At 72.9% G+C, this 23,790-nt stretch carries 26 protein-coding genes; 12 read left to right on the top strand and 14 right to left on the bottom strand.

What is annotated here, in order from left to right; genetic code table 11:
- Nucleotides 1–64: 64 nt before the first annotated feature.
- The 4 genes from KBY19_RS25965 to KBY19_RS25950 all read right to left on the bottom strand — a co-directional run bounded on the left by KBY19_RS25965 (nt 65) and on the right by KBY19_RS25950 (nt 3,681).
- Nucleotides 65–781: a DUF2993 domain-containing protein gene (locus tag KBY19_RS25965; protein ID WP_099882389.1), complete on the bottom strand. Its 717-nt coding sequence runs from the start codon at nt 779–781 to the stop codon at nt 65–67.
- A gap of 107 nt (nt 782–888) precedes the next feature.
- A complete protein-coding gene (locus KBY19_RS25960) occupies nt 889–2,277 on the bottom strand; it encodes a hypothetical protein (protein WP_210966818.1) in 1,389 nt (462 codons plus the stop codon).
- Nucleotides 2,274–2,540: a MoaD/ThiS family protein gene (locus KBY19_RS25955; RefSeq protein ID WP_185017451.1), complete on the bottom strand. Its 267-nt coding sequence runs from the start codon at nt 2,538–2,540 to the stop codon at nt 2,274–2,276. The genes KBY19_RS25960 and KBY19_RS25955 overlap by 4 nt, the downstream gene beginning before the upstream one ends.
- 13 nt (nt 2,541–2,553) lie before the next feature.
- Nucleotides 2,554–3,681, bottom strand: a complete 1,128-nt coding sequence (locus tag KBY19_RS25950) for an alpha/beta hydrolase (RefSeq protein ID WP_210966817.1) — start codon at nt 3,679–3,681, stop codon at nt 2,554–2,556.
- A gap of 309 nt (nt 3,682–3,990) precedes the next feature.
- Here KBY19_RS25950 and KBY19_RS25945 point away from each other — a divergent pair, with 309 nt between their 5' ends.
- From KBY19_RS25945 to KBY19_RS25910, 8 genes are all read left to right on the top strand, one after another.
- Complete coding sequence (locus KBY19_RS25945; RefSeq protein ID WP_099882385.1) at nt 3,991–4,785, top strand: response regulator transcription factor; 795 nt, start codon at nt 3,991–3,993, stop codon at nt 4,783–4,785.
- Between the two features lie 167 nt (nt 4,786–4,952).
- Nucleotides 4,953–6,029 carry a LacI family DNA-binding transcriptional regulator gene (locus tag KBY19_RS25940; protein ID WP_099882383.1) on the top strand — a complete coding sequence of 359 codons (1,077 nt, stop codon included), beginning with the start codon at nt 4,953–4,955 and terminating at the stop codon, nt 6,027–6,029.
- A 73-nt stretch (nt 6,030–6,102) separates the two neighbouring features.
- On the top strand, nt 6,103–7,251 hold the full coding sequence (locus tag KBY19_RS25935) for a S1C family serine protease (protein WP_099882381.1): 1,149 nt from the start codon (nt 6,103–6,105) through the stop codon (nt 7,249–7,251).
- 50 nt (nt 7,252–7,301) lie between these two features.
- Nucleotides 7,302–8,057, top strand: a complete 756-nt coding sequence (locus tag KBY19_RS25930; protein WP_099886602.1) for a response regulator transcription factor — start codon at nt 7,302–7,304, stop codon at nt 8,055–8,057.
- Between the two features lie 56 nt (nt 8,058–8,113).
- Entirely contained in the window at nt 8,114–9,544 is a 1,431-nt protein-coding gene (locus tag KBY19_RS25925; RefSeq protein WP_099886601.1) for a HAMP domain-containing sensor histidine kinase, read from the top strand.
- Complete coding sequence (gene mshD / locus KBY19_RS25920) at nt 9,541–10,515, top strand: mycothiol synthase (protein ID WP_180289920.1); 975 nt, start codon at nt 9,541–9,543, stop codon at nt 10,513–10,515. Before KBY19_RS25925 ends, mshD begins: the two co-directional genes overlap by 4 nt.
- 185 nt (nt 10,516–10,700) lie before the next feature.
- Complete coding sequence (locus tag KBY19_RS25915) at nt 10,701–12,911, top strand: RNA degradosome polyphosphate kinase (RefSeq protein WP_247691428.1); 2,211 nt, start codon at nt 10,701–10,703, stop codon at nt 12,909–12,911.
- Between the two features lie 111 nt (nt 12,912–13,022).
- The gene (locus KBY19_RS25910) at nt 13,023–14,312 is read left to right on the top strand and encodes a CHAD domain-containing protein (protein WP_210957503.1); all 1,290 of its coding nucleotides are present in this window, start codon (nt 13,023–13,025) and stop codon (nt 14,310–14,312) included.
- A gap of 34 nt (nt 14,313–14,346) precedes the next feature.
- On the opposite strand, the gene KBY19_RS25905 is transcribed toward KBY19_RS25910, so the two are convergent.
- On the bottom strand, nt 14,347–15,168 hold the full coding sequence (locus KBY19_RS25905) for a class I SAM-dependent methyltransferase (protein WP_210966816.1): 822 nt from the start codon (nt 15,166–15,168) through the stop codon (nt 14,347–14,349).
- 155 nt (nt 15,169–15,323) lie between these two features.
- Between KBY19_RS25905 and mshA the strand changes: the two genes are divergently transcribed.
- Both mshA and KBY19_RS25895 read left to right on the top strand, forming a co-directional pair.
- On the top strand, nt 15,324–16,706 hold the full coding sequence (gene mshA / locus KBY19_RS25900; RefSeq protein ID WP_099882371.1) for a D-inositol-3-phosphate glycosyltransferase: 1,383 nt from the start codon (nt 15,324–15,326) through the stop codon (nt 16,704–16,706).
- On the top strand, nt 16,699–17,211 hold the full coding sequence (locus KBY19_RS25895; RefSeq protein WP_099882369.1) for a YbjN domain-containing protein: 513 nt from the start codon (nt 16,699–16,701) through the stop codon (nt 17,209–17,211). Before mshA ends, KBY19_RS25895 begins: the two co-directional genes overlap by 8 nt.
- A gap of 180 nt (nt 17,212–17,391) precedes the next feature.
- Here KBY19_RS25895 and KBY19_RS25890 read toward each other — a convergent pair whose 3' ends face one another.
- Genes KBY19_RS25890 through KBY19_RS25880 form a run of 3 tightly spaced genes read right to left on the bottom strand, consistent with a single transcriptional unit; the run spans nt 17,392 to nt 18,478 of the window.
- On the bottom strand, nt 17,392–17,658 hold the full coding sequence (locus tag KBY19_RS25890; protein ID WP_099882367.1) for a DUF4235 domain-containing protein: 267 nt from the start codon (nt 17,656–17,658) through the stop codon (nt 17,392–17,394).
- The gene (locus KBY19_RS25885; RefSeq protein ID WP_099882365.1) at nt 17,655–18,032 is read right to left on the bottom strand and encodes a DUF3618 domain-containing protein; all 378 of its coding nucleotides are present in this window, start codon (nt 18,030–18,032) and stop codon (nt 17,655–17,657) included. Before KBY19_RS25885 ends, KBY19_RS25890 begins: the two co-directional genes overlap by 4 nt.
- Entirely contained in the window at nt 18,029–18,478 is a 450-nt protein-coding gene (locus KBY19_RS25880; protein WP_210966815.1) for a phage holin family protein, read from the bottom strand. The genes KBY19_RS25885 and KBY19_RS25880 overlap by 4 nt, the downstream gene beginning before the upstream one ends.
- 276 nt (nt 18,479–18,754) lie before the next feature.
- Between KBY19_RS25880 and KBY19_RS25875 the strand changes: the two genes are divergently transcribed.
- Complete coding sequence (locus KBY19_RS25875) at nt 18,755–20,092, top strand: S8 family serine peptidase (protein ID WP_210966814.1); 1,338 nt, start codon at nt 18,755–18,757, stop codon at nt 20,090–20,092.
- Nucleotides 20,089–20,337, top strand: coding sequence for a hypothetical protein (locus KBY19_RS25870; RefSeq protein ID WP_099882361.1), 249 nt, complete (start codon nt 20,089–20,091; stop codon nt 20,335–20,337). The genes KBY19_RS25875 and KBY19_RS25870 overlap by 4 nt, the downstream gene beginning before the upstream one ends.
- A gap of 132 nt (nt 20,338–20,469) precedes the next feature.
- Here the strand turns inward: KBY19_RS25870 and KBY19_RS25865 are convergent, their stop codons facing one another.
- The 6 genes from KBY19_RS25865 to KBY19_RS25845 all read right to left on the bottom strand — a co-directional run bounded on the left by KBY19_RS25865 (nt 20,470) and on the right by KBY19_RS25845 (nt 23,640).
- Nucleotides 20,470–21,654 (bottom strand): methyltransferase domain-containing protein, encoded by a 1,185-nt coding sequence (locus KBY19_RS25865; protein ID WP_307843623.1) that lies wholly within the window; start codon nt 21,652–21,654, stop codon nt 20,470–20,472.
- Nucleotides 21,651–22,616 (bottom strand): ATP-grasp ribosomal peptide maturase, encoded by a 966-nt coding sequence (gene tgmB / locus KBY19_RS25860; protein WP_099882359.1) that lies wholly within the window; start codon nt 22,614–22,616, stop codon nt 21,651–21,653. Before tgmB ends, KBY19_RS25865 begins: the two co-directional genes overlap by 4 nt.
- A 7-nt stretch (nt 22,617–22,623) precedes the next feature.
- A complete protein-coding gene (tgmA, locus tag KBY19_RS25855) occupies nt 22,624–22,920 on the bottom strand; it encodes a putative ATP-grasp-modified RiPP (protein WP_210966813.1) in 297 nt (98 codons plus the stop codon).
- A gap of 122 nt (nt 22,921–23,042) precedes the next feature.
- Nucleotides 23,043–23,165, bottom strand: coding sequence for a hypothetical protein (locus tag KBY19_RS37335; protein ID WP_282107118.1), 123 nt, complete (start codon nt 23,163–23,165; stop codon nt 23,043–23,045).
- Nucleotides 23,162–23,392: a hypothetical protein gene (locus tag KBY19_RS25850; protein ID WP_210957500.1), complete on the bottom strand. Its 231-nt coding sequence runs from the start codon at nt 23,390–23,392 to the stop codon at nt 23,162–23,164. The genes KBY19_RS37335 and KBY19_RS25850 overlap by 4 nt, the downstream gene beginning before the upstream one ends.
- Nucleotides 23,389–23,640: a hypothetical protein gene (locus KBY19_RS25845; protein ID WP_307842752.1), complete on the bottom strand. Its 252-nt coding sequence runs from the start codon at nt 23,638–23,640 to the stop codon at nt 23,389–23,391. Before KBY19_RS25845 ends, KBY19_RS25850 begins: the two co-directional genes overlap by 4 nt.
- Nucleotides 23,641–23,790: the final 150 nt, after the last annotated feature.

Below are 23,790 nucleotides of genomic sequence, written 5' to 3'. Positions count from 1 at the left end.
GACCCGGCTGTCTCGTATTCCGGGACCGGGGATCTCGCCCGGGTCCCGGGGTCGGGCGGGTGGGTCAGCCGGCCAGCCGGACGTCGGTGCCCGTCATGGAGACGTCCACCCCGTCCTTGGTGGTCTCGACCTTCTCCAGCTTCAGCCCTTCGGGCAGGCGGTCGATCCTGCGGTCGAAGTCGATCTTCTTGCGGATCGCGTCCTCGACACCGGGGATCCGGGAGCCGGGCACCTTGTCGGCGTGCAGCCGTACCGTGTCGCCGCCGGTCACGCTGACGGTGCTGTAGACGCTGCGCTCGACGGTGCGGCCCAGCATCGGGAGGACGGCACTGGCGGTGACCTTCACCTGGTCCTTGCCGGAGGTGCTCTTGCCGCCGTAGCTGACCTGCACACCCTCGTCGGCGGCCTTGGACAGATCCGCGTAGGAGAGGTGCACGGTGCCGGTGGCCCGCTCCGCGACCGCTGTGCCGAAGTTGTTCGACAGCCGCACGTCGTCGGCCTCCATGGTGACCTTGCTCAGTCGCACCTGGCGGTCGCTCGTCGTGGCGGTGACATCCGCCACCTCGATCTTCACCTTGTCCAGTTCCTTGGTGACGACCTGGGTGAGGAACGGGAAGCCCTCGATGGAGACGGACGGGTCATCGGAGGAGGCTGCTCCCAGCTGTCCCTTGAGTTTCTTGGCCACCTCGTCCTCGGCCAGGTTCACCGCGATGCGGTCGGCCGCCACGAAGAGTCCGGCGAGTACCACCAGGGTCACAAGCAGTATGCGAAGTGCGCGCATCGTGTCCGTAATCCCCCCACAGTCGGCTGGCTGGCTGCGAGCGTAACCCGCAGGAAGCCTCCGCCGACCGGGGGAGGCGTGGTGCTGCTGAGGTTGGTGGGGCGTTGTTACAACACGAAGCGGCCCAGCAGATAGACCGCGGGAGTGGCCAGCGTGAGGGGGAGGGCGACGCCCGCTGTCATGTGGACGAACCGGGAGGGCCAGTCGTAGCTGGCCACCCGCAGGCCCAGCAGTGCGCAGACACCGGCGCCCAGGCCGATCAGCGCGGCCGGGACCGGATCCACCCCGCTCAGCTGCCCCGTCGCCGCTCCGGCCCCTGCGGCGGCGGCGAGCGCGAACAGGATCGAGACCGGCGCGGGAAGCGGTACGGCGCGCACCAGCGTGCCCACCGCGACGGCCGCGGCGCCCAGCGTCACGGCGTCCGGCTCGGTGGTCAGCAGTCCGGCGGCCAGCACCGTCAGACCGATGGCGGCGAAGCCGGCGGTGAGCGCGTAGAGGCGTTCGTCGGGGCTGGAGTTGTTGCGCAACTGCAGCACGAGGGACAGCACGCACCAGACACCGGCCGCGCCGAGCAGCACCGTCGGCGCGTTCCCCGGGGCTCCGGACGGCAGATGCTTCCAGCCGTCGGTCAGCAGCAGCCCGGCGTCGGCCGTCAGCCCCGCCACGAACGCGAGGGCGATGCCCTGGCGGGCGGGCCACATGCCGTTGAGCCGGTACCAGCCGGCCGCCGTCAGCGCCTGGAGCAGCACCAGGGCGCCGGTGAGCGCCCCGTTTCCCAGCGGCGCGGCCCCGGCCAGCAGCGCGGCCAGCACCGTGGTGACGGCCGCCGGCTGGAACCCGGGCGCGATGATCGGCGACCCGGTGCGCTCCCTCGCCCCGCGCGGGGCGGTGAGTGCCGAAGGGGCGGCGGTGGTCTGTGCCGCACCCTGGGCGCCTTGCGGATGCGGGGCGGCCTGCCTGTGCTGCGCAGGGTCGGCCGGGGTGCCGTAGGGCTGCGGCTGTGGTTGTGGTTGCCGCGGGTGCGGGTGCGGGTGCGGGTGCGGGTGCGGGTGCTGCTGGGGCTGGGCTTGGGGCTGAGGCATCGGCTGAGGCGCGGAGTGGTCTTCCGGTGGCAGGGGAGCGGCGGTCCCGGGCCGGGGCTGGCCGGAGGGCTCGGGGAGGGGCTGATGGGGGGCCGGGGCCTCGTGCGGGAGCGCACCGGCATTCCAGCCGGTGGCCTCGTACGTGGGGTACGGGGCCGGGGGGTGGCCGGTGGTGCTGTGCGGGCCGGGCTCGTCGATCCGGGTCACCTCGTAGGTCACCTCGTGGGTCGGCCCGTACGAGGGCTCGTAGGAACCGTGAGCCCCGTAGGCCCCATGGGTGCCGTAGGGCTCGTACGGGGCGGGGGCCGGCCACGGCTCGTGCGGTGGCAGCGGCTGTGCGTCGGCCTGCGGGACGGGGCGGCCGTACTCGTCGTACCCGCCGTCGTAGGACTCCTGGTACCGGCCGTCGTTCATCGGGCACCCCCCGCGAACGGAGGGAGCACCTCGACGGTCCCGCCCTCGCTGAGGGGGACGGTCTCGTGGGCGCGGGTGCCGACCGGGTCGCCGTCGACCAGGAAGGAGCAGCGCAGCAGTACGCGTGCGAACTCCGGCTGCTCGGCGTGGGTCTCGCGGGCGCGCCGCAGCGCGTCCGCCAGGGTGTCGGCGTCGTACGGCTCCTCGGCGGTGCCTGCCGCGGCCTTCGCCGCCGCCCAGTAGCGGATCGTGCCGCTGGCCATGGTGGGGTCCCTCTCAGCCGTCCGTGCCCTCGGTGGCGTCCTGTGTGTGGCCCGGTGTCTGTTCCGTCGTGCTGTCGGCGGCGCGTGGGCCGTGCGCGTCGCGGCTCCCATGATGGGGCCTCGCGGCGGGTGCGCGTAGCCGGGTGGCCGCCCAGTCACCGATCTGCTCCAGCAGTGCGGCGTCGGCGGAGTTCTCGGCGTGGCCGAAACCGGGCAGCAGCCACAGCTCGGACGACTCCGGGTCCGCCGCGTCCGCGAGTGCGAGGGGGTGGTCGACCGGGAAGTACGGGTCCTGGTCGCCGTGGACGACCAGCAGCGGCACCGGGGCGAGCAGCGGGGCCGCGGCGACGGGGGAGAGCGGGACCGGGTCCCAGTCCCGGTGGTGGACGCGGGTGCGGAGTCCGTAGCGGGAGACGAGGCGGCCGAGGGGATGCTGGATCGCCCAGTGCAGTCGGCGCATCGGTGCCGTGCCCCGGTAGTACCAGCGGGCGGGTGCGCTGACGGCGACCACGGCGTCCGCGTGGGTGCCGCCGTGCCCCGCAGCGACGGCGTCGGCGGGCGGGGCGTCGGTGGGGGAGGCCGCAGTGCCGGTGCCACCTTCCGTGTCCCCCGTGTCAACCGGGTGCGCGACTGTGCGCCCCCTGTGCACCACTGGGCGAGAGGATGACGCTGAGTGACCGTTGCCGTGCTCCGTCCGGTGCAGCGCCCCGTGCCGCAGAACGACCGAGCCGCCCATCGAGAAGCCGACGGTCGCCACCCGGCGGTGCCCGAACGTCCGCGCCCACGCCACTGCCGCCGCCAGGTCCAGCACCTCCCGGTCGCCCACCGTCGAGCGCCCGCCCGAGCGGCCGTGCCCCCGGAAGGAGAAGGTCACGACCGCCGCGTGCGCGGTGAACGCGGTGGCCGCGCGGCGCAGTGCGGGCCGGTCGAGGGAGCCGGTGAAGCCGTGCGCCAGCACGATGACGCCCGGATCCCGGTCCGGGCCGCGGTCCGCGGCCCGCCCCGCGTACGGCTCGTACCGGGCCTCGATGCGGACTCCGTCCGCCGTCCGCAACTCCCTCCGCACCGCCCCCGCCTGGGCACTGTCCGTGACGCCCGGCCGGGGAGCGCGAGCGATGTCACATGCCGCTCCGACTCTCATGTGGGTATTCTGCTGGCAAGCAGGATCCGGGCAGCGTCGCCCCCGGGTCCTTTTGTGCTTTCTGGGGGTCGAGGCCGGTAGGACAGGCCGCGGCCCGGCCCTCGGGCAGTGCCGTACGAAGCAGTGCCGCCATATTCCCCCGGGCGACGGCCCGGGTGGCGCCCCGGCGCAGGGCGCCAGGAGGGAACTCGACGTCATGGGCAAGCGAACCGTGCAGAACCGAGACCGGAACCGAGGCCGTTCGAAAGCGCACCAACCATGTGGCACCCGGATCACGTGGTCCCTCTCCCCGAGGGCGGGTGTCACCGCATGAGTTCACTGCTTCTCCTCACCAACGCACTCCAGCCCTCCTCCGAGGTGCTGCCGGCGCTGGGGCTGCTCCTGCACAATGTGCGCGTCGCCCCCGCCGAGGGGCCCGCGCTGGTCGACGCCCCGTCCGCCGACGTGATCCTGGTCGACGGCCGCCGCGACCTTCCCCAGGTGCGGTCCCTGTGTCAGCTGCTGCGCTCCACCGGGCCCGGCTGCCCTCTGATGCTGATCGTCACGGAGGGCGGGCTCGCCGCCGTGACGGCGGAGTGGGGGGTGGACGACGTCCTGCTGGAGACGGCGGGGCCCGCCGAGGTGGAGGCCCGGCTGCGGCTGGCCACCGGCCGTCAGCAGGTCGCCGCCGACGACAGCCCGATGGAGATCCGCAACGGTGATCTGTCGGTCGACGAGGCGACCTACAGCGCGAAACTGAAGGGGCGGGTACTGGACCTGACCTTCAAGGAGTTCGAGCTGCTGAAGTTCCTGGCGCAGCACCCCGGGCGGGTGTTCACCCGGGCCCAGCTCCTTCAGGAGGTGTGGGGCTACGACTACTTCGGCGGCACCCGTACCGTCGACGTCCATGTGCGGCGGCTGCGGGCCAAGCTGGGCCCGGAGCACGAGGCGTTGATCGGCACCGTCCGCAACGTCGGCTACCGCTTCGTCTCTCCCGAGAAGGCGGCCGAGAAGAGCGAGGGCGCCAACTCCGCGGAGTCGTCCGTGGCGGATGAGGCGGAGCGCGTCGCAAGGGAGGCCGCGTCCTCATCGGGCGCTCCCTCGTCCCGCCGCAACGGCGACTAGCCACGTCGTATCTGTCCGGCGGTGCCGGGCCGACCCGCGGTGCGGGTGAGTTCGGCACCGCCGGACAGGTAGGAGGCGGCTGAGCACCGTCGCGGCGGGAAAGTGTGCGGCAAGAAGTGGGCATGCGGCGGAGTGGTGAGAGGGCTCATCCCGCGTAGACTCTCGGCGTGGCCAAGGTGACGCGGGACGACGTGGCAAGAGTGGCGGGGACCTCGACAGCCGTTGTCAGCTATGTGATCAACAACGGTCCCCGCCCGGTCGCGCCGGCGACCCGCGAGCGGGTGCTCGCCGCCATCAAGGAGCTGGGGTACCGACCGGACCGGGTCGCGCAGGCCATGGCGTCGCGGCGTACGGACCTCATAGGCCTGGTCGTCCCCGACGCACGCCAGCCCTTCTTCGCGGAGATGGCGCACGCCGTCGAACGCGCGGCGGCCGAGCGCGGAAAGATGGTCCTGGTCGGCAACTCGGACTATCTGGACGAGCGCGAGGTGCACTATCTGCGCGCGTTCCTCGGGATGCGCGTCTCCGGCCTCATCCTCATCAGCGCGGGCCCGAGCGAGCACGCCGCGACGGAGATCGACGCGTGGGACGCCCGCGTCGTCCTCATGCACCGGCGGCCCGAGGCCATCGACGACGTCGCCGTCGTCCTCGACGACGTGGGCGGCGCCCAGTTGGCCACCCGGCATCTGCTGGAGCACGGCCACGCCTACGTGGCCTGCCTCGGCGGGACGGAGACCACGCCGGAGCACGGCGACCCGGTGACCGATCACGTCGAGGGCTGGGCCCGGGCGATGAAGGAGGCGGGCAAGTCCGTGGAGGGCCGCCTCTTCCAGTCCCCGTTCAACCGGTACGACACCTACCGGATCGCGCTGGACCTGCTCAGCGGCCCCGACCGGCCCACCGCGCTGTTCTGCGCCACCGACGACCAGGCCATCGGGGTGCTGCGGGCCGCGCGTGAGCTCGGCATCGACGTGCCCGGCGAGCTGGCGGTCGCGGGGTTCGACGATGTGAAGGAGGCGGCGCTGACCGACCCTCCGCTGACCACCGTCGGCTCGGACCGCGAGGGGATGGCGAAGGCCGCCGTCGACCTGGTGCTGGACGACTCGCTGCGGATTCCCGGCGGGCGCAACGGCGGCGTCCCCGCGGCTGCCGCCGGCGGTCACGCCCAGGTCGGCAAGGGCAGGGTGCGGCAGTTCCCGTCCGGCCTCGTCGTCCGGCGCTCGTGCGGGTGCCGTCCGGCCTGACGCCGGCAGGAACTCGGAGCTTTCTCAGGGCCTCTTCAGCCCGTTCTCATATTGCGGGACCACTCTCGGTGGCATGGAGAACTTCGAACGGGAGACCCCGCACACCGGACAGCAGCCGTACCCCGGGCCCGCCCCGCAGGGCCCGGCGAGCACGGAGAGCGCACAGAGCACGGCGGCCCACGGTGCCGTACCCCCGCCGCCGCCGGCTTCGCCGCCGTACGCGACGTTCCCCGCCGACCCCGGCGCCCCCACCGGCTCAGCGGCCCCCGGCGCCTCCGCAGCTCCCGGGGACGCCCTCCCCGCCGGGCACGGCCGCCCGCCGCGCGGCCGGATGCGGCGCCCGGCCGCGCTGCTCACCGCCGTCGCCGCGGTCGCGGCCGTGATCGGCGGGGGCACCGCCTACGGGATGGAGCAGCTCCTGGACGGCCACGGCGGGACCAGCGCCGCGGCCCCCGCCGCCAGTGGCAGCAACGCGACCGCCAAGGGCGGGGTGTCCGAGGTGGTGCACAACGTGCGGGACAGCGTGGTGGAGATCAAGTCGACCAGCAGCTCCGGACAGGCGACCGGCTCCGGCGTCATCATCACCAAGGACGGCGAGATCGTCACCAACAACCACGTCGTGTCCGGCGCCGACACGGTGCGGGTCACCTTCAGCAGCGGCAAGACGGCACAGGCCGAGGTCGTGGGCACCGATGCCGACAAGGACCTGGCGCTGCTCAAGGTGGATGGGCAGGACGATCTCAAGCCCGCGGCGCTCGGCGACTCGGACGCGGTCGGCGTCGGCGACCAGGTGGTCGCCATCGGTTCCCCCGAGGGCCTGTCCGGGACCGTGACCAGCGGCATCGTCTCCGCCAAGGACCGCGAGGTGAAGGTCCCCAAGGAGGACGGCGACCAGAGCCGGCAGCAGGGCGGCCAAGGCGGCGGACCCGGCGGCGGGTGGCCGTTCGAGTACGACGGCGGTCAGTACAACGGCAGCGTCCAGGGGGAGACCACCACCTACAAGGCCATACAGACCGACGCCTCCCTCAACCCGGGCAACTCCGGCGGCCCGCTGTTCAACATGTCCGGGCAGGTCATCGGCATCAACTCGGCCATCTTCTCCTCCGGTTCCGGGGACGGCCAGGCTTCCACGTCCAGCGCGGGCAGCGTCGGCCTGGGCTTCGCCATCCCGGTCGACGATGTGAAGCAGGACCTGGGCTCGCTGCGGGAGGGCGGTGCGTGAGGGCGGTGCTCCACCTGCCCGACGGTCGGGACGGTGCCAAGCTGGGAGCCATGGCCTCCGAGATCGCATCCTCCTCGTCCTCCCCTTCGGCGTCCGAGCGGCAGACCATCCTCGTCGTGGACGACGAGCCCGCCGTCCGTGACGCGCTCCGCCGCAGCCTGAGTTTCGAGGGGTACGAGACCCAGCTGGCCGCCGACGGTGCCGAGGCCCTGGAGAAGGTGGCCGAGCACCGGCCCGATCTCGTCGTCCTCGATGTGCTGATGCCGCGCATGGACGGGCTGACCGCTGCCCGGCGGCTGCGGGCCACCGGGCAGCGGGTGCCGATCCTGATGCTGACCGCCCGCGACACCGTCGGCGACCGCGTCACCGGACTGGACGCGGGCGCCGACGACTACCTGGTCAAACCCTTCGAACTGGACGAACTCCTCGCCCGCGTCCGGGCGCTGCTGCGGCGCAGCTCCTACGCCCGCGCCCAGGCGCAGGCCGAGGCGGCCCAGGAGCCCGAGACGCTGTCCTTCGCCGATCTGCGGATGGATCTGCGGACCCGCGAGGTGACCCGGGGCGAGCGCCCGGTGGAGCTGACGCGCACCGAGTACACGCTGCTGGAGATGTTCCTCGCCCATCCGCGCCAGGTGCTCACCCGGGAACAGATCCTCAAGGCCGTCTGGGGCTTCGACTTCGAGCCGTCGTCCAACTCGCTGGACGTGTATGTGATGTATCTGCGACGCAAGACCGAGGCGGGCGGCGAACCGCGCCTGGTGCACACGGTGCGCGGCGTCGGCTACGTCCTCAGGGACGACACGTGAGCTCTCGGCGCAGCGCGCTGTTCCGGCTGCGCCGCAAGGGCGCCCGCGCCGTCTCCATGCCGCTGCGCGGACGCCTCGCGCTGCTGGCCGCGACAACGGTGGCGCTGGCGGTCGCCGCCTGCGCGCTGGCCTGCTGGTTCCTGGTGCGCGCGCAGCTGCTCAACTCGCTGGACGACTCGCTGCGGGACAACTCCGTCTCGCCCGGCACGGTCGTCGACCGGGTGCAGTCCGGGCAGTGCACCCCGCCCGACCAGCCCGCGCCCAACCCCTTCGGCGCCACCGTGCAGGTGGTGGACACCTCCGGCGGCAGCTGTGTGATCGTCGGACGGAAACTGGATGTGACCGACGCCGACGTGCGGGTGGCCGAGCGGCGCCGGCGCGAGTCCCTGCACACGGCGCGCGCCTCCGACGGCACCGAGTACCGGGTGCGCACCACACCGGTTGCGGGCACCGGGCTCGCGGTGTCGGTGGCCCGGCCGATGGCCGAGATCGACGAGTCGCTGCGCAACCTCGCACTGATCCTCGGCCTGGTCGGCGGCGCCGGGGTACTGGGTGCGGCCGGCGCCGGTGTGGCGCTGGCCCGCGCCGGGCTGCGGCCCGTCGACCGGCTCACCGAGGCCGTCGAGCACATCGCCCGCACCGAGGATCTGGCGGTACGCATCCCGACGGACGGCCACGACGAGATCGCGCGGCTGTCCCGCTCCTTCAACGCCATGACCGAGGCGCTGGCCTCCTCCCGGGAACTGCAGCAGCAGCTCATCGCGGACGCCGGACACGAGCTGCGCACCCCGCTGACGTCGCTGCGCACCAACATCGACCTGCTGGTGCGCAGCGAGGAGACCGGGCGGCCACTCCCCGAGGACGACCGCAGGGAGCTGCTGTCGTCCGTGCAGGCGCAGATGGCCGAGCTGGCCGAGCTGATCGGGGATCTGCAGGAGCTCTCCCGCCCGCAGACGATGCCGGACGGTGAGGAGGGCTCCGGTGACAAGGGCGGCACCACAGCCCCGGACGCCCCCTCCCGGACGGGGGTGGTCGCCCTGCACGAGATCGCCGAGCGTGCCGTGGAACGGGTCCGTCCGCGCGGGCCCCGGCTGACGCTGACGACCGAGCTGGCCCCCTGGTACGTACGGGCCGAACCCGCGGCGCTGGAGCGGTCCGTCGTCAATCTGCTGGACAACGCGATCAAGTTCAGCCCGGAGGGCGGCACCGTGCACACCGTGCTGCGGGACGGGGTGCTGACCGTGCGGGACCAGGGGCCCGGCATCCCCGCCGACGAACTCCCGCACGTCTTCGACCGGTTCTGGCGCTCGCCGACGGCGCGGAGCCTGCCCGGTTCGGGTCTCGGACTGTCCATCGTCGCCCGCACCGTGCGGCAGAGCGGCGGTGATGTGCGGCTCCGGCACCCCGCGGACGGCGGCCCGGGTACCGAGGCGGTGCTGCGGCTGCCCGGGGCGCCCACCCCGCCGCCCGCCGAGCCGCCCGGCTGACACACGAAGAACGGAAGCCGGGAAGGGGACGCGGCGTTCACTCGTGTGCGTTCGGCCGTAGGGTCGTTCCCATGAGTGACGTGGATGTTGTGGACGAGGTGTCCGCGCAGGGCGTACGTGAGGTCCAGGCACTGATCGACGCCGCCGCGCGGGAGGACGGCCAGCCCGCCGTCTCCGAGCAGGGCAGGCTCCAACTGCGCGGCGGCGCCCGCCCGGGCGTACGCCATCTGATGCTGCGCGACGGCGACGGGGTGCTGGCCGGCTACGCGCAGCTGGAGGACACCGACCCGGTGGAGGCCCCCGCCGGAGAGCTCGTCGTCGCACCCACGCGCCGCGGCAACGGCCACGGCAGGCGGCTCGGGCAGACACTGCTGGAACTGTCCGGGCGGCGGCTCCGGGTCTGGGCGCACGGCGGCCACCCCGCCGCCCGGCACCTGGCCCAGAGCCTGGGCATGACCCTCTTCCGCGAGCTGCGGCAGCTGCGGCGCCCGCTGGCCGGGCTCGAACTGGCCGACCCCGTGCTGCCGGAGGGGGTGACCGTGCGGACCTTCCGCCCCGGCGAGGACGACGCCGCGTGGCTGGCCCTCAACGCCGCCGCCTTCGCCCACCACCCCGAGCAGGGCACCCTGACCCAGCGCGACCTCGACGACCGCAAGTCCGAGCCCTGGTTCGACCCCGTCGGCTTCTTCCTCGCCGAACGTGACGGGCGGCTGATCGGCTTCCACTGGACGAAGGTGCACTCGGCGGAGGGACTGGGCGAGGTCTACGTCCTCGGCGTCAGCCCCGAGGCGCAGGGCGGCGGCCTCGGCAAGGCCCTCACCACCATCGGTCTGCGGTATCTCGCCGACGAGCGGGACCTGCCGACCGCGATGCTCTATGTGGACGCCGACAACACCGCCGCCGTCCGCGTCTACGAGAACCTCGGCTTCCGCACCCACGAGACGGACCTGATGTACCGCACGGAAACGTGACGCTGGGGCAGCGCGGGAGCGGCGGCCCGGGGGGCACGGGGCATATCCCCCCGGTACGCCACCCGGGGCACCCCGCGATGCCATGTCGACGTAACCGTTGATTCAAACTCGCGTGCGAGCCTCGCGGAATGGTCCGGTCCTCCCTCGCAGAGAGCCTCGCAGCGCAGAGCGTCGACAATGGCGTTATGACCAACCCCGGCAACGTCTCCAGCAACGTCCCCGGGGCCGGCCCCGACCTGGGCCTGGACCCGGACCTCGACTCCGACGCCGATGTGTACGAGGGGGACCGGGACCGCCCCGACGGTGAGGCGGCGGTGACGGATCTGCCGCCCGACCGCTTCCTGGACCGCGAACGCAGCTGGCTGGCCTTCAACGAGCGGGTGCTCGAACTCGCCGAGGACCCCGGGACGCCGCTGCTCGAACGGGCGAACTTCCTGGCGATCTTCGCGGGCAACCTCGACGAGTTCTTCATGGTCCGCGTCGCGGGTCTCAAGCGGCGGATCGCGACCGGTGTGGCGACCCGCAGCGCGTCGGGGCTCAAGCCGCGCGAGGTGCTGGAGGGCATCTGGAACCGTTCGCGGGAGCTCATGGCGCGGCACGCCGCCTGCTATCAGCGGGACATCGCCCCGGCGCTGGCCGCCGAGGGGCTGCAGCTGCTGCGCTGGGCGGAGCTGACGGAGAAGGAACAGGCCCGGCTGTTCACCCTCTTCCGGCGGCAGATCTACCCGGTCCTCACCCCGCTGGCGGTCGACCCGGCGCATCCGTTCCCGTACATCTCCGGGCTGTCGCTCAATCTGGCGGTCGTCGTCCGCAACCCCGTCAGCGGGCACAACCACTTCGCGCGGGTGAAGGTGCCCCCGCTGCTGCCGCGCTTCCTGGAGGCCTCGCCGCACCGCTACGTCCCGCTGGAGGATGTGATCGCGGCGCACCTGGAGGAGCTGTTCCCCGGTATGGAGGTGCTGGCGCACCACATGTTCCGGGTGACGCGGAACGAGGACCTGGAGGTCGAGGAGGACGACGCGGAGAACCTGCTGCAGGCCCTGGAGAAGGAGCTGATGCGGCGCCGGTTCGGTCCCCCCGTACGGCTGGAGGTGGAGGAGTCCATCGACCCGTACGTCCTCGATCTGCTGGTCCGCGAGCTGAAGGTGAGCGAGGCGGAGGTCTGCGCGCTGCCGGGGCCGCTGGATCTGACCGGGCTGTCGGGGATCGCGTCGGCCATGGACCGCCCGGAGCTGAAGTATCCGAAGTTCGTGGCCGGCACCCACCGGGATCTGGCCGAGGTCGAGTCCGCCTCGCCCCCTGACATCTTCGCGGCGCTGCGCGAGCGCGATGTGCTGCTGCACCATCCCTACGACTCGTTCTCCACCTCCGTCCAGGCGTTCCTGGAGCAGGCGGCCGGCGACCCGGACGTGCTGGCGATCAAGCAGACGCTGTACCGCACCTCGGGCGACTCGCCGATCGTGGACGCGTTGATCGACGCCGCCGAGTCCGGCAAGCAGGTGCTGGTGCTGGTGGAGATCAAGGCCCGCTTCGACGAGCAGGCCAACATCAAGTGGGCGCGGAAGCTGGAGGAGGCCGGCTGCCACGTCGTCTACGGGCTGGTCGGTCTCAAGACGCACTGCAAGCTGTCGCTGGTGGTGCGGCAGGAGGGCGAGGTGCTGCGCCGGTACGCGCACGTGGGCACCGGCAACTACCACCCCAAGACGGCCCGGCTGTACGAGGACCTGGGGCTGCTGACCGCCGACCAGCAGGTCGGCGCGGATCTGTCCGACCTGTTCAACCGGCTGTCGGGGTATTCGCGGCGGGAGACCTACCGTCGGCTGCTGGTCGCTCCGCACTCCCTGCGGGACGGACTGGTCTCCCGGATCCAGCGGGAGATCACCCACCATCGGGCCGGGCGCGAGGCGTACATCCGCATCAAGGTCAACTCGATCGTGGACGAGACCGTGTGCGACGCCCTGTACCGCGCCTCCATGGCGGGGGTGCCGGTGGAGGTGTGGGTGCGCGGGATCTGCGCACTGCGGCCCGGGGTGCCGGGGCTGAGCGAGAACATCCGGGTGCGCAGTGTGCTGGGCCGGTTCCTGGAGCACTCGCGGGTCTTCTGCTTCGGCAACGGCGGCGAGCCGGAGGTGTGGCTGGGCAGCGCCGACATGATGCACCGCAACCTCGACCGGCGGATCGAGGCGATGGTGCGGGTCACCGACGCCGCGCACCGGGCCTCCCTCGACCGGCTGCTGGTCACGGGCATGTCGGACGCCACCGCCTCCTGGCATCTGGGTCCGGACGGCGAGTGGACGCGGCACGCCCACGACGAGAACGGGCAGCGGCTGTCCAACGTGCAGGAAATGCTGATCGAGGGGCGGCGGCGCAAGCGTGGTCCGGCGACGCGGACGTGACGCGTGGGGCCGGGCGGCTGTTGGGGAGCTGAGGTCGGTGCAGCGACGTGAGTGCGGTTCGGCACGCGTGCACGGTGCGGGGAACGCGCGCCGTGCGGGGAAGGGGACGTGATGGGACGGAGCCGGGACGTGGTCGTCGGGTCCGGACACGGCACGCGGGAGCCCGCGCAGGCCGTCGGGACGGGCACGGCACAGGGCACGGCGACCCAGCCGGCCCCCGGCACGGCGACGAGTGCGTCCGCCGACCCGGAAGCGCTCGCGGGCACGGCCGCCGAGGTGCTCGGTGGCTATCTGCACGAGCGCGCCGCGGAGTTCCTGCGCGGACTGCGGGACCATGCGCAGGGCACGGGCGCCGCGTCCGGCGCGTCCGGCCCGGGCTCGGGGGGTGCGTCCGGCACGGCCGATCCGGCCCGCGCCGCCGCGTCCGTCGAGACCCTCCGGGGTGCCGCCCGGCGGTTGAACGGGGCGCTGATCACCTACCGTTCGCTGCTCGACCCGGTCTGGGCCGACGATCTGCGTACCGAACTGAGCTGGCTGGCGGGCGCGCTGGCCAGCGAGTACGCCTACGCGGCGCGGCTGGAGCGGCTGCTGGGCGCCCTGCACCGGCTGGCGAGCGGCGGGGGGACGGGCCGCGAGGGCGAGGCGCCGCCCGGCGAGGCGGGTGCCCGCCCGCCGGGGGCCTCCGCCGCCGCGCCGGGCGGCACCGGGGGCCGGGCGGGCGGCACCGGCCAGTCGGGCGGCGGCGGCAGCCGCGGTGGCGTGGCGACCCGTGAGCGCGGTGCCCTGCCGGTGGGCGCGGCCCGTGCCGGAGCGCTGCTGGAGCGCCGGCTCACCCTGTCCCGTACGCGGGCCCACTCGGCCGCGCTCCAGGCGCTGGGCTCGGCCCGCTTCCACGCGGTCGCGGACGCCGTCGCGCTGCTCGCCTCGGAGGCCCCGTTCCGCCCGGGGGGCGAGGCCGCCGACCGGCCGGCGGCGGCCGTCCTTCCCCCGCTGGCCGACCAGGCCCGCCGCAAGCTCACCGAGGCCGTCGCCGCGCTGCCCCTCTCCCGCGCCGAAGCCCCGTACAACGCGGACGCGCTCGCCCGGTCGCTGGGCACCGAGGCGCGGCAGGACGCCGCCTGGGATCACGTACGGGTGCTGCTGCGGCTGCACCGCTACGCGCAGGAGGTGCTGGGCCCCTGTGCCGAGCCCGATCCGCGGCTGGGCCCGGCGGGTGAGGCGCTGGAGCGGCACCGTGACGCCGCCGCCGCGGCAGCGGCGGCCGCCTCGGCCGCCGCCACCCCGCGCATCGCCCCCGCCACCGCCTACGCCCTCGGGGTCCTGCACGCCGACCAGCGCCACGAGGTGGAGGCCGCCCGCTTCGCCTTCGGCCACCACTGGAGGCAAGGCGACCCTCTCTAGCCGGACGACGGACAGGGGCTCCCCTCCAGGAACGTCACCTCACAGGCGCCACCGCACTCCACCGCACCGTCACCTCACCCTGACGCCACCGACGGGGGCCGTCCGCCAGAGGCCAGTCCGCGGCCAGGGCGCGTACCGCACGCACCCAGCGTTGCCGGGCGCTGAGGGCGCCGTAGGGAGCGGCGGTGGCCCAGGCGCGGTCGAAGTCGCTGAGGAACGTGTGTATCCGCTCACCGGGCACATTGCGGTGGATGAGCGCCTTCGGGAGCCGTTCGGCCAGGTCGGAGGGGGCGGTCAGGGTGGCGAGACGGGCCGCGAAGGTGACCGTCCGGGGGCCTTCGGGGCCGAGCGCCACCCAGACGTGGCGGCGGCCGATCTCGTCGCAGGTTCCCTCGACCAGCAGCCCTTCCGGCGCCAGCCGGCCGCACAGCCGCCGCCACGCGGGGAGGACCTCCGCCTCCGGGTACTGGCGCAGCACGTTCGCCGCGCGGATCAGTGTCAGCCCCGCCGGCCGTGGGCCGCCTGCCCCCTCGACGGGGAGCTCGAAGCCGCCGCGGACGAAGGCGAGCCCCGCACGTTCGTACGGGTGGGCCGCCGCCACCCGCTCCGGGTCGATCTCGACGCCGTACACCCGGGCGTCCGGGCGCACCTTGCGGAGCCGTTCCAGCAGTTCGACGGCGGTCCAGGGCGCCGCGCCGTAGCCGAGGTCGACGGCGGTGGGCGGTGTGGGGGAGCGGCGGAGCGCGGGACCGTGCGCGGCGGCGATCCAGCGGTCCATCCGCCGCAGCCGGTTCGGGTTCGTCGTTCCGCGCGTGACCGTTCCGACTGGGCGGGACGGTGCGGGGGTACGCGGCATGCCTCGAGGATACGCAGCGGCATCCGTGTGTCACGGTTTGGCAAAATACCGGGCGAAGAGGGAAGAGGAGGCAACCTTTTCGCTGTTCCCCGTCGAGGGCCGCGTACGGCCTGGTCCCGTATCCCACCGTCCGCAACGGAGGAGGCATCGGAACCGTGAGCCACTACGTGTCCCGGCTCGACGTGTCCCGGCTCGGTCAGCGGCGCGGCGGCCGCTCAGGACTCCCGCACCAGCCCAGAACCCCGCTGCTGCGGCTGTCCGGCCCGCGGCGGGTCCGTCGGGTCGCGATGCTCAGCGTGCACACCTCCCCCCTCCACCAGCCGGGTACGGGCGACGCGGGCGGGATGAACGTCTACATCGTCGAACTCGCGCGGCAGCTCGCCGCGCAGGGCACCGAGGTCGAGATCTTCACCCGCGCCACCACGGGCGCGCTCGCCCCCACCGTCGAGCTGACCCCCGGCGTCCTCGTACGGCACATCGACGCCGGCCCCTACGAGGGCCTGTCCAAGGAGGAGCTGCCCGCGCAGCTGTGTGCCTTCACGCACGGGGTGATGCAGGTGTGGGCCGGTCACCGGCCCGGCTACTACGACCTGGTGCACTCCCACTACTGGCTCTCCGGGCACGTGGGCTGGCTCGCCTCGCAGCGCTGGGGCGTCCCGCTCGTGCACGCCATGCACACCATGGCGAAGGTCAAGAACGCGGCGCTCGCCGAGGGCGACACCCCCGAGCCGGCGGCCCGCGTCATCGGTGAGACGCAGATCGTGCGCGCCGCCGACCGCCTCATCGCCAACACGGCCGAGGAGGCGGGCGAGCTCGTCCACCACTACGAGGCCTCCCCCGACCGCACCGCCGTCGTCCATCCCGGTGTCAACCTCGACCGCTTCCGCCCCGGCGACGGCCGCGCGGCGGCCCGCGCCCGCCTCGGCCTGCCCCAGGACGCGCTGATCCCGCTGTTCGCCGGGCGCATCCAGCCGCTGAAGGCGCCCGACATCCTGCTGCGCGCCGTCGCCCTGCTGGTGGACGAGGACCCGTCGCTGCGGCGGCGCATGGTCGTCCCCGTGGTGGGCGGACCCAGCGGCAGCGGTCTGGCCAGGCCGGAAGGGCTGCACAAGCTCGCGGCCCGGCTCGGGATAGCCGACCTGGTGATGTTCCGGCCCCCGGTCGGCCAGGAGCAGCTCGCCGACTGGTACCGGGCCGCCTCGGTCCTGGTCATGCCGTCCTACAGCGAGTCGTTCGGGCTGGTCGCCGCCGAGGCCCAGGCCTGCGGCACGCCCGTGGTGGCCGCCGCCGTGGGCGGGCTGCCCGTCGCCGTACGGGACGGCGCCAGCGGCTATCTCGTCGCCGGGCACGATCCCGCCGAGTACGCCCGCGCCCTGCGCCGCTTCGCCGCCGACCCGTCGCTGGCCGAGCGGCTGGGTGCCACGGCGGCCGGGCACGCCCAGGGCTTCGGCTGGGACGCCGCGGCCCAGGCCACCGCGGAGGTGTACGCCGCCGCGTTGCAGGAGCGGCGCCGTCGCCTACGATCGCCGCATGGGTGACGTTGACGCTGTTGACGCAGCCGCCGCGGCACGGGCGGCGATCGAGCAGACGCTGAGGGACGCCGAGCTGGAGTGGGAGAGCCCCGCGGAGGGCACCTATGTCGTCACGCTCCCGGGCACCCGCAAGCTGCAGACCACCTGCTCCTTGGCGGTCGGCGCGCACTCCCTCTCGGTCAACGCCTTCGTCGTGCGCAACCCCGACGAGAACCATGCCGCCGTGCACCGCTGGCTCCTGGAGCGCAACACCAAGCTGTACGGCGTCGGTTACGCGATCGACCAGCACGGTGACATCTATCTGGCGGGCCGGCTGCCGTTGGCCGCCGTCACTCCGCAGGAGGTCGACCGGCTGCTGGGCAGCGTCCTGGAGAACGCGGACGGCTCCTTCAACACCCTGCTGGAGATGGGCTTCGCCACCGCCATCCGCAAGGAGTACGCCTGGCGCACCTCGCGGGGTGAGTCCACCCGCAACCTGGACGCGTTCACGCATCTGACGGAGCGGGAGTAGAAAAGCCGTCAGAGGCGGGGCGGGGGCGACCGCACCCGCCGCTGCCGCACCCGCCGCTGCCGCAGCGGCCGGCGCAGCCGCCGGAGGCCTCCGGGCCGCGGCGGCACAGCGGGAGGCACCGGAGCCGCCGGGCGGCGGGCCGGTGCCTGAGCCGCCAGGGGCGGCCGGTGCCGCGGGGCCTCAGCTGGGCCAGGTGCCGGTCAGACGGTGCACCGTGGTGGCGCCGCCCCGGTCGACCGCGGCCTTGACCGCCGCGAAGATCGCCCCCTGCAGGGCCGCCGCCAGCAACACCTCGCGCCACGCCCGGTCCTGGTCGGTGGCTTCGGGGGCGTCCTCCTCGTGGCCGGTGGCCTTCCAGACCCGTTGGAACGCCGCGCCCGCCAAGGCGCCGCCACCGGCTCCCAGCAGCATGCCGAAGGGCTTGTAGGCGATCTTGACCGCGTTCATCGATGCCTCCTGCTGCGACGGAAGTAGAGGATCACCAAGAACAGCCCCAGTCCCGTGGCAACGGGTACGGCCGGACTGCCACGCGTCTGCTCCGCCGCCTGCTGTGCCTTGGCCCTGGCCTGCTCGGGAGTCCTCTCCTGGGCCTTCTCGCCCATGACGTGAGCCGCCCCGGACAGCTGTTCCCGCGCGGCGGCACCCCGATACCGCGCCTTCTTCTTGAGCTCGGCGGCCTTGTACCGGGCCTGCGCCTTGACGTCGGCACGCGCGGCCAGGGCCTCGACGGTCTCGCCCAGCTCCCGCCGGGTCTCCTCCACCTGGGCCCGCAGCTCTTCGGTGCTCGGTGCGGAACCGTGGCTGTTGGTGTGGTGCGTCATCGGTGGGACCTCTCCTTCACCTCGGCCACGTCGGCCTTCACGCTCGCTACGGTGCGCTCCGGGGCCGGTGGAGTGCCCTTCTTGATCTGGCCCTTGCCGGCGAGAGCCAGCACGCCCGCGATCACTGCCAGCGCAGCGGTCACCACCAGGGCCGCCAGCCACAGCGGCAGCACCAGATCGAGGGCGACGATGGCGGTGGCGGCCCGCGCCTGCAGCGCGATGAAGCCCATCAGGCCCGCCCCGCCGAACATCCCCCCGCCGAGGCCGAAGCGCTTGCCCTTCTGCTGCATCTCGATCTGCGCCAGGCGCAACTCCTGCCGTACGAGCTGGGAGAGCTGCCCCGAGGCCTGTTGCACCAGGTGGCTCACCGACTCGTCGGCGGCTGTGTTCCTGCGGGTTTCGGTGGCTGTGTCCGTGCGAGGCGGGGCCTCATGTGTCGTGGTCATGGCCGACTCCATTTCGACTGGTACGTCTGTACGCCGTCTCTCGTGGGTCACCCGGTTCCCGTCGGTACCCCCGCCCTGTCGGCTTATGCGACTGCGCCCCTGCCGAATGGGACGGCGCGGAGCGTCGCCGCCCCATGTTGCGGGCCCTCGGACCCGGTGTGACGGTGAGAGGGGCGGTGCTGCCCACGGCAACGGCAACGGCTACGGCGGTGGCGTCGGGCAAGGCTACGGCCACGGCCGCAGACAGGGGGGAAGCACAGAGGAAGCGGGAATCCCATGGTGAACGGACCTATGGACGGGCACGCCTTCGGCGAGCAGCCTGGCCGACCCAATGGCCATCTCCCGGGTCAGAACACGGAGTACACGGGCCGCTATGTGGTGGTGCTCGACCCGAGCGACCAGGAGAGCGGACTGAACGCCCTTCGTTCCGCCGCCGACATCGCGTCCGTCGAACGCGTCCGCGGAACCGAGACGTCGAGCGTCGCGGGACTCCTCCAACGCCCCGATGTCTCGGTGCTCTTCGACGTACTCGGGGCCGCCGTGGTCGAGGTGCGGCCCGAGCAGCGTCACGCGCTGGTGGCCGCGGCCGAGGCGGAGCCGTCGATCATCGCGGCGGAGCCGGAGCGCAGGGTCCACGCCTTGCCGATCACCGCTCCGCAGCAGGCGCCGACCGAGTTCTTCCCGGCGTATCGCAGCGACGAGGAAGTGGTCGCCCACCACAGCAGAGCCGAAATGGCTGCTGCCCAGGGCCCGGCGTTCGACGAGCGCAAGTGGACCTGGGGCCTCCAGGCGATACGGAGCAACCGGTCCAGCCTGACGGGAAGTGAGGTGAAGGTTGCCGTCGTCGACACCGGTGTCGACCCCCGCCACCCGGATCTGGCCCCGCACATCGAGGCGACCGCCTCCTTTGTGCAGGGTGAGAGCGTCGAGGACGGCCACGGCCACGGCACGCACTGCATCGGCACCGCTGCCGGCCCGGCCGAGCCCAGGCAGGGACCCCGGTACGGCGTGGCGTGTGACGCGCGGATTCTCGCTGCCAAGGCGCTCGACAACTTCGGCGACGGCAGTGACGGCGACATCCTGGCGGCCATGGCCTGGGCGCTCGCCCACGGCGCGCGGGTGATCTCCTTGTCGCTCGGTGCCCGGGTCCGACGGGGTGAGCTCTTTCCACAGACCTACGAGAAGCTGGCCCAGCGTGCGCTCAGGCGGGGGACGGTGATCGTCGCAGCCGCGGGTAACGAGAGCCATCGCCCCCCGCACATCGACCCCGTCAACCGGCCGGCCAACTGCCCCTCCATCCTCGCGGTCGGCGCGCTCGACAAGGCGCTGACGCCGTCGTTCTTCTCCAACGGCGGCATCAACGGGCAGGGCGGCGGCGAGGTGGACATCGCAGCGCCGGGCGCGGACATCCACTCCGCTGCTCCCGGTGGCGGGTACCAGGTCATGAGCGGTACCAGCATGGCCACACCGCACGTCGCCGGAGTCCTCGCACTGCTGGCCCAAGCGCACTCCGACGCTTCCGCGGCCGATCTGCGGACCGGTCTGCTGGCCGGCGCGTTCCCACTCGCGCAGCCCGCCAGGGACGTGGGCGCCGGTCTCCTCCAGGCGCCGTGAGTGAGCCGTCCCGCTCCGCGCGGGTCGGGGTCATCCTCGCGGTGAACCCCGACCGGTTCGCGGAGGTGGTCGGGGCCCTGCGGCAGGCAGGGCTGACGGTCTCGAGGGAACAGCCGGTCGTCGGCACTCTCTCCGGCACCGTCGCGGAGGACCGGCTCCCCACCCTGGAAGCGGTGGACGGCGTCGAATCCATCGACCGCGACCACACCATTCGGCTACCCCCGCCCGATTCCCCGATCCAGTGACCTCGAACAGCCCTCGCCTCGGTGAGTTCCCGCCCAAGTGGGTCTCGCCGCCGTGGGGAACGCACCAGACGCTCGCTGTCGCTACCCAGGGTGAGGGCGGCACCGAGGGCGCTGCCCGAGGTTGCCGGACGCTCATGCCCTCGCGGGCAGATCCCACCGGGCCCCGTCGGGGATGTGCCGGACATGGACCCTGCCGTCCGCCTCGAGGACATACGCGAACTGATCCTGCGCGGGGCGGCCCGCGTGGGTCCACCAGCGCCACGCGGCCTCGACCTCCCGCCAGAGACCCGGGTCGCCGCCGTAGGTGACAGTGGCGGGGCCGTCCGCGGTGAGCGGGGCCCGTGCCCATGACCCGTCAGCGCGCTGGAGTTGGAGCGCCATGGTTCCGGCGTCGTCGACGTGATACACGAGTTGTGTGCTGGGCAGGTGGAAGGCGAGCAGCAGGCGGAAGGGGTAGTTGGCTCGGAGGTCCGCGGCGGTGACGGTTGTCCGTCGCGTCTCCACTGCCGGCGCCCGTTCGGTCCGTTGTGGTGGTGCGTAGCCGGCGGCGTCGGTGCGGGCGGCCATGAACCGGCCGCTGGTGCCGGTGAAGCGGCCGAGTGCCCGTCCCTGGTTGTCGACGGTGAGGCGCACGAGCCCACCCTCGACGCCGAGGTCGACATCCGTGAGTACGACCGTGCCGGGCCCGCTCTGGCCGAGCCACGCGGCGGGGAGGGCGGGCACGGAACAGGTGGCGATGATCCGGTCGAACGTGCACTCTGCCGGGTGTCCGTGCGAGCCGTCGCCGACCGCGAGTTGGGGCACATGACCGGCCTCGGCGAGACGCTGCCGCGCTGTCTCGACGAGGGCGGGGTCGACATCGACGGAGTACACCAGGTGCTCGCCGAGTCGACAGCTGAGAAGGGCGGCGTTGTAGCCGGTGCCGGTGCCGATCTCAAGGACGCGCATCCCGTCTTCGACCGCCAGGTCTTCGAGCATGCCGGCCATGAGGCTCGGCAGGGTGCTGGATGAGGTGGGGATGCCGGTCCATGCCGTGTCGTCGACCTGCTCGGCGGTGGCCGGGTCGAGCGCGGTCACGAGGGTCTGATCGCGGTAGACGGCGGTGAGGTCGGCGTCCGTGATGGCCTGCCGCTCGCGCCATACGGCGATACCCCGTTCGGTTGTCTCCTGTTCGTACCAGCGAGGCACGAACAGGTGCCGGGGAACGCTGCTGAACGCGTCGTCCCATCGTCGGCTACGGGTGGCGCCTGCCGCCGTGAGCTGGTCGGCGAGGGCTGCCATGTACGGGCGGGCCCGGTCGATGGTGGGGGCGGTCACGGGGCGACTCCTCGCAGCTCGTCGGCGATGGCCTGCGCGATGGGGAGGCCGGTCGCGTGCTCGATCCAATCCCACTGCCCGCACGGGTTGGCCTCAAGGAACGTCCAGGAACCGTCGGGGCTCACGATGAAGTCGAGCGCGGCGAACCGTAGATCGAGCCGGCGCATGTAGCGTCGCACGCCCTCGGCGATATCGTCGGGGACCGTGGTGGCCTCGTAGGTGAGCGAGGCGTAGTCGCTGCGCCAGTCGGTGCGTCCCGCGCTGCTGTCCGCATGGATCTCCGCGGTGAACAGCCGCTCGCCGACGGCGGTGAGCCGCACCTCGTGCGCTTTGTCGACCCATGCCTGAAAGAGGTGCGCGGTGGTGTCGATACCGCGTAGGTCGGCGAGGTCTTCCTCGGCGATGCGGCGGGTGTAGACGGTCTTGAGCTGGTCGCCCTCGATGAACACGGGGGTTGCTACCGGCTTGCAGACGGCCCGGCCTCCCACCTCGCCGACGAACGATCGGACGGCGGCCGGATTGTTCGTGACGAGTGTGGCCGGCACGGCCAGCCCGCAGGCGCGGGCGGTGGCGAGCTGGAGCGGCTTGTACTCGGCCCGGGACATGGCGGCCGGGTGGGACACCCATCGGCAGTCGAGCGCGGTGATGACGCCGCCGAGCCCCGCGCGGGCCTGCGCGGCGGCGAACCGCCGTTCGGGCTCGGACATGGTGGCGGGCAGGTCGAAGGGATTGGGGGCGCGGTAGTGGACGGCGGTGATGTCGGCCAGGTCGACGGCGCGGTGTGCGGTGGTGAGCCCGCCGGCCCACCCTTGCCGGGCATCGATGCGCCCGGCAAGGGTGAGCTGCTGCGGGAACTCGGCGGTGTCCATGCGGAACACCTCCGCACCACCGTCCGTGAGGGCCTTGACGACGCGATCGGTCGGCCAGTCGTCTTGCGCTGCGATCACGAGGACGGTGGGCATGAGGGCATCAGTCCTTCGGGCCCTCGTCGAGCGGCGGCGGGGAGTTCGGGTCGCCGTCGGGGACGGTGGGGGTGTGGGTCTGCATGTAGGGCAGCGGGCCGCCGTACAGACCGCGCGACATCTGCAACTCGTTGTCGTAGACCGCCGGGGGCTTCACGATCGCTTGCGCGGCGTCGGGAACGCGGGCGAGGCGCAGCACCCACGGACGCGAGTCCGGCCCGCTGGCCGGTGCGCTGCTGTGCGGGGTGCGGCCCCCAGCGGGCGTGAGCGGGAAGGCTTCCCGCGTGAGGAGTGAAGCGTGCATGTGCGTGCCTCTCTGTTGATGTGTGGTGCGACCCTGACCCGTTCGGTCGCCGTGGGTGGGGCGTGGCCCGCCCGCGCCGGGGTGGTCCTGTGAGGGAAGGTGCTCTCCGGCGCGGGCGGGGGTCATGAGGGGCCGCGGAGCGCGGCGGCGATGACGAATCCGGTACCGAAGCCGATCGCGAGCAGCAGAAACGGCCCGGCGATGCCGCAGGTGGTCATGACGCGGCGCCGCAGTGTGTGCATCACGGGGCGGGCTCCTCTCGCTCTTTCCACAGGCGCGTGACCTCAGCCGCGAGCCCTGGCGGGGTGTGGCGGGTGCGGGCGTACTGACTCGCGTGTACGAGGCACAGGCGCAGGCCGCGCGCGGGGCCCGAGCCCCGCTCGATGACCGCCACTTGCACGGTGTCGTCGCGGTCGGCCTCGCAGTAGGCGCACCAGCCCCGGACGACCGAGAGCACCTTGCGGGGCGTCACTTGCCGGTTCCTTCGGCCAAGGGGCGGCACTCCGTCCCGTTGGCGGCGACTCCCGCCGCCCGCCGCTCGGCCTGCGTGGCGAGCCGGGCAGCGTCCGGCGGGCAGTCCCATTCGACTCCGCCGTGCGGCGGGCGTAGTTGCAGGTGAGAGCCTTCGTGGTCCATGACGCGGCCGAGTTCACCGGTGCGCCGGTCGATGACGTGTACGCCGGGTCGGTAGGTCGCCGCGTCACTCTGCATTCCCTGCATGACGTGCCTCCCTGGTCACAGATGGTGTTAAGACCGAAGCGCGCGGTAATTCAGGTATCCAGTGGGGACCCGCCCCGTGCATCCGTGTATGCGCGCAGCGCATAGCGGCACAGGGCGGCGCGGTTGCCGCCTGTACCACGGAGGAGTGGC

The sequence above is a fragment of the Streptomyces sp. B15 genome (genome assembly GCF_018070605.1).
Taxonomy (GTDB): Bacteria; Actinomycetota; Actinomycetes; order Streptomycetales; family Streptomycetaceae; genus Streptomyces; species Streptomyces smyrnaeus.
This window is presented reverse-complemented; position numbering and strand designations above follow the sequence as displayed.